Source organism: Laedolimicola intestinihominis, from assembly GCF_040096155.1.
GTDB classification, from domain to species: Bacteria; Bacillota; Clostridia; order Lachnospirales; family Lachnospiraceae; genus Laedolimicola; species Laedolimicola intestinihominis.
On record NZ_JBBMFE010000001.1, the window covers coordinates 415,812 to 429,474 of the forward strand.

Genomic DNA, 13,663 nt, shown 5'->3' on the forward strand with positions numbered 1-13,663 from the left:
TCTTTTTTTGACATTTTTTATACGAAATCAGCGTCCTGATTCGTATTACTTAATAGGAAAAAACGTCTTAGATTATCTTCATCCAAGACGCGCACCCATTTCAGCCGCATTTTAACAGGCTTCCGCGTCATTTTGACCATTTTTTTGACGGCTAATGCTTGTGGAATCCGTATACTGCAGGTTGTTCATCTGGGCCTCTTTAAACTCGTTGGAAAGATGGACATAGCGGTCCATCGTAATCTTGACAGACGAATGTCCCATCAGTTCGCTTAAGACCTTAGTGCGCATACCGGATTCCAGTGAGTACGTGGCGAAGGTGTGACGCAGGACGTGAAAACGGATATCCCGGAGGCCACATTCTTTTAAAATCCGCTTGAAGCGGCTGCTCATTCTTCGCGGCTCCACGGGAGTGGACGTCCCGGACAAGAGATAATCTGACGGTAAATATAGTCTCCGTGTCTGTTCGAGAACAGACAGGATCTGCTCATGCAGAGGAATCGCCCGCTCTTTCTTATTCTTTGGCAAGCCTATCTGTAACATAGTCTTTGGCTCCCCATCCAGCCGATTTCGATTCTGAATCCGCTGCAGTGTATGACGCACATAGAGCGTCCTTGTTTCTAAATCAATATCTGCCCAGGTCAGGGCACATAATTCACCAAGACGGATCCCACTATATAAAGCCAGAAGGATACCGACAGCAGTTAAATCCTCTTCGGCTTCCAGATGGGAACGTAGCCTGAAAATCTCCGATTTGGAAAGAATATCCCTCGGGGTCATCCTTCGCTCAGATACAAATTTTTTACAGGTGACAGGCAGCTGTTTCAGTGTATGCTTCAGGCTTCCGGAAATTACCGTGTTGATGGTCTGCATGGAGCTGGCAGAAAGGCTTTTCTCAAGCAGAGCAATCAGAGCGTCATAGACCTTCTGGTCAATCTCACGCAAATGAAGCAGCTTCCATTGGGGTAAAATATACTTCTCCAGATAATTCCTGTATCGGACGTAGGTGGCCGGTTTCCATTCCTGCTCCGAAGCAGCCAGCCAGCCGTAGGCAGCGACGGAAAAGGTGTTCGGCGGGACGGGAAGAGTTTCTTTTACTGACGGGATATTTTTTTCATAGGCATTTTTGCGGCCGAGAGCTTCCCGGTATGTTCCGGCATACAGTGATTTGAAATAGCGGCGGCCATTGGCCCGAATGCCCAACGGAACCCGGGCTTCCCAGCGGCCATCCTTTCGTTTATAGATATTTTGACCTGTTCTCATAAGCACCTCCTGACGATTTCCCTGACGATCTTTTTGACGGCTAAAGGAATAGAAAATGTGACAATTCCATGAAAAACTTACAGGATTTCACATCACTCCACATCTTTTTTGAAAAAATTGCCGAAAAAGATTGACAAAAGTGTGAACTACGGGTAATATAGGTTTCAGAAAAGCGTCTTGGATGAAGATAATCTAAGACACCCGTACAAATAATTTCATAGTTATTATGACAGGATTTTTATAATTCAATACAGGATGTTGGTGAACAGGCCCGCACTTATGGGTACGAAAGTACCCAGAACGGAATCCGGTTAGAATCCGGAACAGATCCTTCCCTGCTGTAAGGACAACGAAAGATGCAGGATGCCACTGAGATAGCGATATCCCGGTAAGGCGCATCGAGTAGGTTAAGAGGTCCCGAGTCAGAAGACGGAGTGCTATGGAACCCGACATCAGAGAGGATTCGGAGGTCAGGAACGAGTCGGGCTTAGCAGAGGCACAGAGGATATATATATATCATCTGGCTGTATTTGGGGTATATAAATCCAGGGCTCGACAAAAAGCATTAGTTCGTATGACGACTTCCGTTGTACGGGCTTTTTTATTGTTGTGGTGAAAGAAGGAGCGGATAGCCACAATGATCCAATTGAATAGGCATCATAATGCTACCTCTCCCCGGCATTGTGGTGTCATAACTAATGGGGAGAAGAAAAATAATATGGAGGATATATTATGAAGAGTAAGAACATCAAGAACTTATTAAAGAGAGTTGCATCTGTGACTCTGGCCGGAGCATTGGTGCTGTCCACAGGAATTCCTGCAAAGGCATCCACATCCGACAACATGTATATGACAAAGGCTACCAATACAGATAGCGCCTGGACTAAGACAGTCGCACCGGGTGGAACTGCTACCTTTTATGTTGGTCCAGCAAAATTAAGTGCGTATGGATATTATGATTACACAGGATTTGATAAGGACACGGATGCTGCTGCAGAAGTAACCTGGACGAAGGAATATAATACCTCTAAAATCAGCAGCACTACAGCAGGAAATGCTAAAATTGCGGAGGGCAACTACGCAAGCACCTATACAGTAAATGTTGCGGAGAATGCAACAGCAGGACCGATTCGTGTCCATGCACAGAGAATTGGAACAACGACAAAAGAAAACGGCTGTGACTTTGTAGTAGTTGTAGAAGGAGATACAAACAGAAGTGCAAGCAATATTACTGTAGAAATTTATGATTTTATGGATTATGAAATCGCGGATGCAAAATCGGGATATACAGTTACTGCAGCGCAGGCAGATGCGAATAATCTGTTTTATAATGATGTAAATGCGGCACAGACCTATGCAACACCTGCGAATGTAATGGATAATCTGCTCGCAGATTCAACTGTTGAAGCGGTAAGCGTTGGATATGGTTATGTGAATTCTGTTACTTTACCGGGAGGTTCGGTTAAGGAAGGTGGAATTAACACAGCTACCAATGAATATTATGGATGGCAGTACGGCGTAATTAGCAGTAATGGTGTGTATGACGCAAATTGCAAGGCAATTTCTGCATCCGCGTATGATTTACATGATGGCGACACAGTTGTGTGGATTTACGGATATGAAGCAGATGCAGATGCATATTTTGCGGAATTTAAGTAAGCGATAGTATATAGGAATAGACTATTGAAGTAGAAACATCTATGAAAAGAAAAAGCATAGTGTTTCGATATAATTAAAATTGATATAGCAGAAAAAATAGGGCAGGCGGATAACGCCCGCCCTATTTTTAGGAAAGCAAGGTGCATAGAAAAATGGAAAGAAGGAAAATGCGCGGCGGAAGTATTGTGTTTGCTATAATAGGAATGATATTCCTGTTATGTGGACGCTTAGATACACAGGCGGCAGGAAATACACATCCAGTAGAGATTACTTTAGACAGGATATCCGGAACTGAATTAAGTGGAGATGAAACTTTATCTTTAGTAATGCGGGATGCTAATGAAAATCAGGTAGAGATTTCAAGAAAAGGGGAAAAAAATCAAGAAATCCGATATGAATGCGAACTGGAATCGGGAGATTATACTTATAAAGTCTATAAGGATGAAAATACCACATATGGAAGTGGCATACTTACGGTTCAGGCTGATACAACAAAAATATATTTACATTCAATAAATTTTTCCACAGTCATTTATGGACCGGATGTAGATAAGATGAAGGTCAGTTTGAAACATCAAAATGGAAAAACATATCAACCGGGAACAGCAGGAAAATATGGATTCTATTTTTATGTTCCAGCGTATAATGGGGATAGCTATTATGAATATACATTGACACCCAATGATACTGAAAATTATGTGTCACAAAAAGGACATGTTTATGTTTATGCTGTTAAAGACAATGTATTTAAAAGAATGAACCTTTCGGATGGCCATCTGTATAGTTTGATGGAAAAACATGAGTTTGTGGCGAAAGTACCAAAAGGGACGGAGATATATCATATTGATCAGTCGAAGTTTTATATGGCCAGAGATTATGAACCATTAAAAAAGTTGGAGGAGCGCTCCAAAGCAGATGCAGATTATGACTATTATGAAACAAATTACGAAGGTCAGTTTATGCTGCGCAAAGAAGGAAAAGTGACAAGATATTGTGATTTTCCACAGAAGTATCGACAGGGTTTAACAGATTTTGGAGAATGGAATGCAGACAAGACGGAGTTTATTTTTCGAGAACTGACTGATAATTCAAAACAAATAACAAGAACTGGAAATGAGTATTATGACGCAAATGTGACAAGCAGTAGTGATATGTCGCAAGAGATAAAGCTGGAACAGGGAGAATACTATGATTTAGCAAACTTCAGAAGCTGGCAGGCCATTTCTAATGCGGGGTCAAACAGCCATTTTGAGCCGGATTACCACTATACTGTATTGGGTGACGCAGTGACAGTAGAGCAGACAGCAGATGATTTAAATTGGCAATATGGACGGATCAAGGGGCTGAAAAACGGTGTGAGCGTAGTGCTGTATACATACGATGCAATGGAGTGGGACGCAAATACAAGGACAAATACAGATGCCTACGGATATATGTGTTACAGTGCAATGTGGCCGGAAAATACAGGAATTCAAATTGTCGAAGTTGGAGCAAAAGAAAGCGGAATCAAGGATGGTATCGAATTAGAGGATTTAGATACGATTTATTATCTGAAAACGCAGACAAATGCTGACGGTACGAAAGTTACCGGGAAAGATTATGGTGAATATAGTTTTACACCTACATCGGAATATGCAGGAGACAATATTTCAGTAAGAGTACATGATCCCTATCAGATAGAAAATGGAGTACTGAATATACAGGATGAAACAGATTGGCAGCAGGATAGTCAGTACTGGACAACTTATCAGGCAGATGAGAACGGAAAATTCAATATTCGTCTAAAACAAGGACGTAATATTGTAGAGATAAGTTCGGAGCATGGAAAAGTATATCGGGTTATTACGGCAAAACCGGTAGAAGTCAAAATTACAAATGAAACGCGCGCAGGACAAAAATTATTGTCTGGTGACACGGCGAAAGTACATTTTGATGGATTAGGTTCCGTAGTATACAAATTAGGAGCAATCTATAATCCGACTTATGATAAGCCGACATGGAAATTGAATCAGAGTGAAGTGTTCTTTTTGGATACAAAGCAGTGGGCGATTTCAAAAACATCGGATCAAACACTTTACTTGGGAGAAGCGGGTTTATACTCATTTACAGATGGTGTGATTCAGGCAGCAGCTTATACAGCAGAGCCAGAAGAGCTTGGAAAAGCATATCGACAGATGACAAGGTGCGGCAAACTTGAGGCTGCGTATAATGGTCAGCTCAGCGTTATAAAAAGCGCGGATAGATGTGTGCTTCCGAATTTTTCATTTGAAGTGGAGGATTCAGGAGATTTAGAAGAAGATAATAATCGAATAGCAGGAGAATTAAAAAGTTTAAAATTTGGAAACGTAAATAATAGAAATTTATACAGAAACTTTTTAAATGGCAATACAGATTCGAGGCAGTTGTCCATAAGTGTTACAGCCGTGCCTAAAGATTCAAATGCAAAACTCTATGCAAGAACTTGGAAATTGGGAGAGGAAAAACCAGCATTTCGGGAAATAAAAAGCAATAGTGCAACCAGCTTGGGAACGGCTGAAATGTTGCAAGAAGCAGTGATGACGGAAGTCTTGGTCATTCCAGAAAAAGGATACCCTCAAGTGTATAGTTGGCATGCCTATGGCTCTGGCCAATTTGCGACAAAATATAATAATTCGCCGCTTATCGGAGATATAAAAGTAATCAATGCAACGGTCGGAACAACGTTTGATAAATATGATGGAATTCTGCAGTGCGATAATAGCGAGAATTTTGCAGAAACGCTTTCTGGTGAAAGTATACCAGTTGAAAGTTTGGGATATGGTTTCTTAGTAGGAGAAGATGAGTTTTCAACATCTGTGCCATTTGAAACAGAAAAAGTAAAGTTATCATTGTTTAAGATGCAAGGCGCTGAGCTCAAAGATAATGAGATCAAGACTAGACAAATTACGATTAAATCTAAAGCAGAAGATGGAACAGAGAAAGAATATCCGTATGGAACAGAATTAGATTTATCAGTTGGCGATAATGTGTTTTATGTAACACAGACATCAAAAGCGACGAATCTAACATTGAATTATTGTTATAAAATCAATATAGTAAGAAGATCAGCAGCCAAGAAGGTAAGTTTTTCAATTCCAGAGGATGCAAATTTAATGGTACTGGACGAAAAAGAGAAACTTCAAAAAGCAAACGAAGATGGTACCTATACTTTAAATAGCGGAACCTATACATATTATGTCTCAAAAGTTGGATTTATCACAAAGATTGATAAGTTTGAGGTAAATGATGAAAATCCGATTCAAAATATTAAGGTTGATGAATTGGAAGCGGTACCGGAGCAGAGTGGAGCAGTCAGTGTAAGGATTGCAGGACAGAATACCGTTTTGCGTCCGACAGCAGACGTGGAGATCCCGAAAGAGATCAAGGACTTAAAGGCATATCGGTATGTGAAGTACAACTATGGCGGTTATACTGCTCTTCATGCATTACTGGATGCCTGCGAGGAGACAAGCATATCCTTCCAGTGTTCCAAGGGCAAGCTGACATTGCTGGATGATTCGGCTGTGGGAGCCACCGGGGCAAACGCTGGCTGGATCTGCGAAATCAACGGAGCAGTATGCAAAGACCCGGCCAATACACTGGTGAATGACGGTGACAAGATCGAATTTTATTATAATTCGGATCTGACGGGTATGACGTATGCCTGGCTGACACCGGAGAAGAAGGAAGTAGATCGGGGTACAGAGGTTACCCTGATGCTGTTGGGCAAGAGTCTGTCTGCGGAGAATGCAGGGTACAGTGCAGTTGCTGGAGCAGAGATCTATGATGGCAACAAGTCTCTGGGAACCACCGACGAGCGTGGACAGTTTGTAATCGATACAAACGGTATGACACTGGGCACCCATTACCTGACAGCCACCCTGGAGAATGACGAGGGACAGAACCTGCTGACGGCAGTTATGAGTACCATTACCGTCAATAAGGTAGAAGATCCTTCCGCAGATCCGAATACCACAACCGTAACCTTCCGCTTGATTGGAGATACCAAGCATGGTGAGAACGAGAACAGCGAAACAGCGCATCAGTACACCACATGGCTGGCCACAGATACCTATATCTTTGAAGGAGATGAAGTAACGGTCGGCGACGTATTTAAGGCAGCGCTTGAAAAAGCAGGTCTTTCTTATGTTGGTTTGGAAAAGAATTATATTAGTAGCATTGCAGCACCTGAAGTATGTGGCGGATATGAACTGAGAGAGAAAGACAACGGTCAGAACTCTGGCTGGATGTATACTGTCAATGGCGTTCATCCGAGTATTGGTCTGAATGACTGGTATGTAAGCACCGGTGATGAGATTATATGGCATTACATTGATGACTATAAGATCGAACAGTCGGATATGAAGAATGACGACGGAAGCTATGGAACTACAGGCAATGCTTCCACCTGGAACAAGTGGCTGGAGGCCCTGGACGAAACTCCGGGAGCAAGAGAGAAGGCGGCAGAAGTCGGTAAAAAGATTGCAGCCATTGGAACAGAGATTACACTGACCGATGAGTGCGAAGAAAAGATTACAGCAGCCCGTGAGGCTTACGATGCTCTGACCCGTGAAGAGAAGAGCTATGTGGAGAATTACACAGTTTTGCAGGAGGCAGAGGAAGCTCTGGCTGCATTGAAGAAAGCGCAGGCAGATAAGGAAGCAGCAGATGCGGTGATTGCTATCATCAATGCGCTTCCGGATGCAAAAGATCTGACACTGGAGAATCAGGAAGCCGTGGCAAATGCCGGAAAGGCATACCGCGAACTGACGCCGGATCAGAAAGCCCTTGTGGACGCGGATGCAGATGGAGCTACCTATGAGAAGCTGTATGCGGCAGAAGGCGTTATGGCGGAGCTTCTGGGCGACGAAGCAGTTCGGCTGGTAGTAGAAGAGCTGACTGCACTGCCGGAGGCAGCAGATGTGAAGCTGGAGGATGAAGCAGCGCTTTCCGCGGCGTATGACCACTACATGACTTTGACAGAGGAACAGCAGGACATGGTAGACGAAGCTCTGGTAAAGAAGCTGAGTGACGCGATTGACCAGTTGAATCTGTTAAAGCAGGAAGCGGCAGAAAAAGAAGCTGTAGATAAAGTAAATGAACTGTTAAATAGCCTTCCGAGCGAAGATGAAGTACTTTTCGCAGATCAGACAGATATCGAAGCAGCCCGCGCAGCTTATGAGGCATTGGATACTCTGAAAGATCAGGTATCGCCGGATGCGCTTGCGAAGCTGACAACAGCGGAGAACCGTCTGAACGCATTACAGGAAGAAGTAAATCAGGTCGTAGATTTGATTGACGCGCTTCCGGCTGTGGATGAGCTGACACCTGCGCACGCAGATCAGGTCAAGGCGGCAAGAGACGCTTACAATGCACTGAACAACGACCAGAAGCGTCTGCTGACAGAGAATGGAGTCCTGAGCAAGCTGTTGGTAGCAGAAAATCAGATGAGCTGGCTTCGGAAGGATGTGGAGGCAGCGAAGAAGGTAATAGACCGGATCAACAGTCTTCCGGCAGTGAAGGATCTGAAGCTGGCGGATAAGACAGCGGTACAGGCAGCGATAAATGCTTATGAGGGACTGAGCGACGCACAGAAAAAATATGTATCTGCGGAGACATTGAAGATTCTGACAGACTGTGAGGCTGAGATTGCGAGACTGGAGGCAATGAAGCCGACACCGAGCCCCGATCCGGATCCGAATCCTACACCTACACCGACGCCCGATCCGGAACCCAGCGACAAGACCATGACGCTGACCTATCAGAATTATCCGATTTCTGTAACAGGCAAGTTGTCCGGCTATGAGCTGCGGCTGGTAGGCCTGAAGGCAGCGGATGACAGCGTGAAGCGGATGCAGAACAAGATCAGTACCAAGGAAGCGTTGATTCGTCTTTATGACGTGAAACTGTACCTGAATGGTGAAGAGGTAGACTGGGATGAGCAGATCACGGTCAACTTCCAGGTGGGCGATAAGTATAACGGCAAGAAGCTGACGGTGCTCCATGATGTGGATGGAAGCATCGAGAAGCTAAAAGGAACCGTAAGTGACGGAATCCTGAGTGTAACTGCAGATTCCTTAAGCCCCTTCGGTGTAGTTGTTACCGCATCTACCGTGACTGGAAGCGGCGTAACGAACAGTAATTCTACGACTACGAACACCACTACGACGGTAACCAACGGTAATCTGAATGGAACAACGAATAATACATCGGCAGAAGGTGTGACAGGCAATGTAACCAGTGCGCAGACAGGAGATGATACAGATATTCTTCTGCCGGTAGCGGGACTGATTGCAGCATCTGGTGTACTTGCAGGCGTGGTTCTCTATTATAAGAAAAAGCGAAAGAACACAGGAGTACAGACGGAGGAAGAGAAGTAAATGAAAAATAGAATCGTAAGTCTTTTTCTGGCTGCAACCATGGTTCTCAGTCTTTGCCCGGTATCTATCCGGGCAGAGGCTGCCTCTGCTGATACAGTACAGGTACAGGAGATACCTGAGACAGAGTCGAAGCAGAGCAGCCCGGTGGATGAGGAGCCTGTGATTACAGGTACCGGTTCCGAAGGGGAACAGCCACCGGAGGCGCCTGTGATTATCGGCACCGGCGAAGAGCAGGGCGCGGCAAGTGAAGATGTAAAGCAGGAAGAGACAAAACAAGAGGAGATAAAGCAGGAGAAGTCTCAGGAATCCGAGGATTTCTGGAATGAAGACGAAGAGCTGATGCTGTACGGCCTTTCAGATCTGGACACGGAGGAAGATGGGAAGTTGCATTCCGCAGGGACCTATGATCTGGACACTGTGTTATCCCAGACGGTGGGCTGGAAACGTGGAACCGGTGACAAGATTCTGAATGAGGAATTTTTAAAGAATGTCAGCAGTACTGCCACAGACTGGACAGCGGTATGGCTGGGACGTCTGGGCGTCAAAGAGGAAGATTATACAGCATTCCTGAATCGGGCGAATACCTATGTAAAGGATATGTATGATAAGAATCCGTCTACAGGGCTGAGTACCAATACGCCCACCGAGTGGCACCGTCTGACCATGGCCGTGCTGGCGGCAGGCGGAGATCCCACCAACGTGGGCGGACATGATCTGATAGCGGATGGCACCTATAACTGTCTGGCAGGCGCACCCTGGGAGCAGGGCATGAATGGAGCGTTATGGGCGCTTCTGGCACTGGATAGCAGAGGCTACGATGTACCGGAAAATGCGAAGTACACAAGAGAAGCTCTGATTCAGTATATTCTGAATAAGGAGCTTTCCGGTGGTGGCTGGTCATTGGATGACAAGAATCCTTCATTGGATTTGGATATTACATCTATGGTGATTTACGCGTTGGCTCCCCACTGTGCGGAAAATGCGAAGATAAGGGAAGCAGCGAACCGGGGACTGGAGGTGCTGCGGAATAAGCTTTCCGAGGATGGTGATTACAGCTACGGCGGCACCTATAACTGTGAATCCGCAGCGCAGGCGATTGTGGCATTTACGGCCATGGGGATCGACCCGACTACCGTAACGAATGCGGCCAGCGGGAAAAGCCTGATGGATGGCCTGATGAAATATTACAGTGCTGGCACCGGCGGTTTTCTGCACGCATATTATGATGATGAGAAGCAGAATCGTCCGAACGGTATGGCGACAGACCAGGCGATGTATTCCATAGCGGCTTACCTCTGTTATAAAGAGGGCGTTGCACTTTTCGATTTCCGCGCTAAAGCCAACACCACCCAGTACGTGGCTCAGGCCGACAACGGCAGTGTCTTCACCGCCGAGACCGGTTCAGCTGCAGACCTGTATGTGGGAGCGGAGGTAACGAAGTTTAGCTTCACAAACCTGCCTGTAGGAAACTATGACGCGGCAGTGGTGACCGTAGACGGTGCAGACGGAGAAAGCTGGAAGACTGGTATCCGGGGCGCGGATGGCTATACGCCGGTGAACGGCGCGATCCCGGTGGCAGACGGAACCGTACTCCGTATTGCGGTGACAAAGCAGGATGGCAGCACCGAGAACTGGACGCTGACCGTACATACCAGCGCGGATGCGGAGACGAAAGCGGTTATGGACCGGATCGACGCACTGCCGGATGTAGGCGTGCTGACCCTGGATGACAAGGCAACAGTACTTTCCGTAAGGGAAGCCTATAATAAGTTGACAGACGCGGAAAAAGCGCAGGTTACCAATGCGGATAAGCTGGCAGAACTGGAAGCACAGTTGACGAAGCTGGAAGCAGCGGCAGAAAAAGAGCTGACTGCGAAGCGCGCGGCTCTGGAAAAGAATGTGAACGCCATTGCCACTCCGGTGAAGATCGGGGACAAGAGTCTGGTGAACCAGTACCTGCTGGAGCTGAACGCACTGGGAGACTGGGATGGCAAGGCAGCGATGGAGAAGAAATTAAACGGATATTTGACAGATATCGCGGCCCGGCAGAAGCTGGTGGATGATTTGGACAAGGATATCTGGAATCAGGTAGATCCCCTGCGTGTCAGCCAGTCCAAGGCAGGCACTGTGAAGAAGCTGATGAGCCGCTACGCGGCGCTCCGGCTGGATGAGCAGAAGCTTCTGGCGAACGTTCAGAGCCTGCAGGACGCAGCAGTCATCATCGACTCCCTGGAGGATGGTATCGTACCGAAGAAGGTATTTGAGAACCTGATGTCCACGAAGGAGACCTTTGTGTACTATGGCCTGACGCCGGACGGGGATGCTTATACATTGACCTGGGACGGTAAGACCGTGACCTCCGCGAAGGATGTGCAGGCAGGTGTGAAGATGATCACCGGAAGCGGCACAGCCAACGGAACGGCGGCGCAGATTGAGTTTTACCAGAGTGGCAGCATGAACGGTTCGGTGACTCTGAGCGCTGAAACCAGTGTTAAGAGCGGAAGCTGGAAGACCTACTGGATGAACCCGGATAAACTGAAGATTCAGAGTGCTAAGATGGCGACCGTTTCATCCGGAAAGCTGAATATGACGGTAACCATTGGAGGCCGGTACTGGCTGTCTACGAAGGATCTGCGGCTGGAGGGAACGACGGCCAGCGGACGGACGACAGAAATCAGCTCCATTCTCTCAACGCAGGGTGTAAAGAGTCTGATTAACAATGGAAAGACCACGATTAGTTCCATTCAGAGTACAGGCAGTAAGGGCGGCAGTACCACACTGGGAACCCGGAAGGCTTTGGAGAATGGCATGGTGTCCTCTTCCGAGCTGAAAGGAATCCAGGGAAAGAACGTAAATCTGAAGGCCAATGGAGATATCTCCGATACGGTTTCCTATACCTTTACTATCAACGGTGAGGACGTGAAGGTGACCAAGGACTGGAAGTATAATATTCAGACCGACTGCAAGTATGAGGACGATATCAAGGAACTGGCAGTGAAGCCGCTCATCCTCTGCATGGAGGGAACCGGTACATTCCCGGGTAAGATGCTCCTGACTCTGCATACAGAGCTGGAGGATGATGAATTACTGTTATTTAAATTTGATCCGATTAACCGCAAAGCGGAGTATGTCAAGAAGGTTAGCGTGGAAGACGGGGTAATGGAGTTTACGCTTCAGGAAAGCGGCCACTATTTCCTTGCAAAGCGGGCTCTGGCAGGTTCCTTAAATGACAGTACCGACGCAGAGCAGGCTGTGATCAAAAATGAGTCTGACGCAGCCGGGGATACGCCCTGGGATGAATCCCAGGAGGCAGTCGTGCTTGGCAATGGACAGGAAGCCCAGAGAAAGACTGAGACTATCCGTTGGGTGCTGATCGGGCTGATTGCCCTGATGTGTGGCGCTACGGTGGTATGGATTCTTCACAATAAGCGTTTGGAGGCGAGGGAAGCTGCAGACGAGGCGGCGGATAATGCTTCCGAGACGGACGACAGGAAGGATGGAGAGGAATGAGACAGAAGACGAAACGCTTAGGACTCTGTCTCCTGCTGGTTCTGACCCTGCTTTTAGGCGGGTGTCAGACCAGCGCAGTGAAACAGGAACAGGCTTCGACGGAGACGGCTGCGGCTGATACGGCGGAGCAGAAGCAGGAGACCACGGAAAGAGAGGACACGAAGGAGCCGGAGTATATCGACGGGGACTATGTGGACGAGCATTACGGGGATCAGGAAGAGGAGGATCTGAGCAAATATAAGACCGGCTCTTCCACAAAGACAGCCACAGGCAGTACGGGTACAAGCGGAACTACCGGAAGTAATGGAAACACGACAGGAACAGGCTCGTCCGGTGAGGCAGCCAGCGCGGATAACTACTATACAGACCCGATTCCGGAAGGAAAGCCGGTCCCGGTAGAACCCCAGGATCAGGTAGTAGACAGCGGCAAGCAGCTCACATGTACCCTGTACGTGGAATGCTCCACCATCCTGAATAACATGGATGACCTGACAGAGGGCAAAGCAGACTGGGTTCCTTCCGACGGCGTGATTTACGGCCCGAAGACGGTGACCTTCTCGGCAGGGGAATCGGTCTATGACATTCTGCAGAGAGAGATGCGGAACAACCGTATCCATATGGAATCTCAGTTTACCGCCATGTATAACAGTGCCTATGTGCAGGGTATCAACAACCTGTATGAGAAGGACTGCGGCGAGTTATCCGGCTGGATGTACTGCGTGAATGGCTGGTATCCGAACTACGGATGCAGCCGCTATCAGGTACAGTCCGGCGATGTGATTGAATGGCATTACACCTGCGATCTGGGAAATGATCTGGGCGCGGGTATGTCTTAA

Annotated in this window: 5 protein-coding genes and 1 riboswitch; of the genes, 4 read left to right on the forward strand and 1 reads right to left on the reverse strand. The window is 46.9% G+C overall.

The annotated features are described in order from the left end of the window. Positions 1 to 111: 111 nt before the first annotated feature. Complete coding sequence (locus WMO29_RS01815) at positions 112 to 1,260, reverse strand: tyrosine-type recombinase/integrase (RefSeq protein ID WP_349163493.1); 1,149 nt, start codon at positions 1,258 to 1,260, stop codon at positions 112 to 114. Positions 1,261 to 1,520: 260 nt separating this feature from the next. Beyond that, a riboswitch (cobalamin riboswitch) is annotated at positions 1,521 to 1,710 on the forward strand. Positions 1,711 to 1,992: 282 nt separating this feature from the next. Here WMO29_RS01815 and WMO29_RS01820 point away from each other — a divergent pair. The 4 genes from WMO29_RS01820 (at position 1,993) to WMO29_RS01835 (ending at position 13,663) form a co-directional block, all read left to right on the forward strand. Then, a complete protein-coding gene (locus WMO29_RS01820) occupies positions 1,993 to 2,919 on the forward strand; it encodes a hypothetical protein (RefSeq protein ID WP_349163494.1) in 927 nt (308 codons plus the stop codon). Positions 2,920 to 6,050: 3,131 nt separating this feature from the next. Beyond that, positions 6,051 to 9,317 (forward strand): DUF4430 domain-containing protein, encoded by a 3,267-nt coding sequence (locus tag WMO29_RS01825; RefSeq protein ID WP_349163495.1) that lies wholly within the window; start codon positions 6,051 to 6,053, stop codon positions 9,315 to 9,317. Continuing rightward, the gene (locus tag WMO29_RS01830) at positions 9,318 to 12,827 is read left to right on the forward strand and encodes a prenyltransferase/squalene oxidase repeat-containing protein (RefSeq protein WP_349163496.1); all 3,510 of its coding nucleotides are present in this window, start codon (positions 9,318 to 9,320) and stop codon (positions 12,825 to 12,827) included. Then, complete coding sequence (locus WMO29_RS01835) at positions 12,824 to 13,663, forward strand: DUF4430 domain-containing protein (RefSeq protein ID WP_349163497.1); 840 nt, start codon at positions 12,824 to 12,826, stop codon at positions 13,661 to 13,663. Before WMO29_RS01830 ends, WMO29_RS01835 begins: the two co-directional genes overlap by 4 nt.